Source organism: Mycobacterium sp. IS-1264, from assembly GCF_001954195.1.
GTDB lineage: Bacteria > Actinomycetota > Actinomycetes > Mycobacteriales > Mycobacteriaceae > Mycobacterium.
Genome location: NZ_MBES01000031.1, coordinates 1 through 587 on the forward strand (window position 1 = coordinate 1; position 587 = coordinate 587).

Here is a 587-nt window from a genome sequence, read left to right on the forward strand (position 1 = left end):
CCGTCGCGGCGATACCGCGATGGCCCGATGACCCGGCGCCAAAACAGCATGTCGAGACCGTGTCGAGAGTCTCCTGCAGCGAATTTACGGTGGCGCTACCTCGCAGGTTAGACTTGGGGAAGTTGGCATGTCAGGCGGTTTTTGTCATATCGTTTTACGACTTGTCGAGACCGGGTACTCGCCACCGTTCAGCGCAGCACGGACGATTCCCTGACCGGAACATATCCGCCTGGGGACAGCCTATCGACAAGACCGAAGAAGGGGTTCAGCCCGCAACCTCCGGGTGCGGCCCCGCCGGAGCCGCAGACAGCGGCCGTGCAGGAAGTTCTGGTGAAGGGTCAGGTGCGTATGACGCCCAAGCGCGCAGGGTTGTATAACCCCGCGTTCGAGCACGATTCGTGCGGGGTTGCCATGGTCGTCGACATGCACGGCCGCCGCAGTCGCGACATCGTCGACAAGGCGATCACCGCGCTGCTCAACCTTGAACACCGCGGGGCCCAGGGCGCCGAGCCGCGCAGCGGTGACGGCGCGGGCATCCTGATCCAGGTCCCGGACGCATTCCTGCGCGAGGTGGTGGACTTCGAGCT

At 64.2% G+C, this 587-nt stretch carries 1 protein-coding gene; it reads left to right on the forward strand.

Going from position 1 to position 587, the window contains the following annotated elements:
- Positions 1 to 348: 348 nt before the first annotated feature.
- Positions 349 to 587: hypothetical protein (locus A5744_RS05955; protein ID WP_139331254.1), on the forward strand; the 239-nt coding region annotated here is incomplete at its 3' end.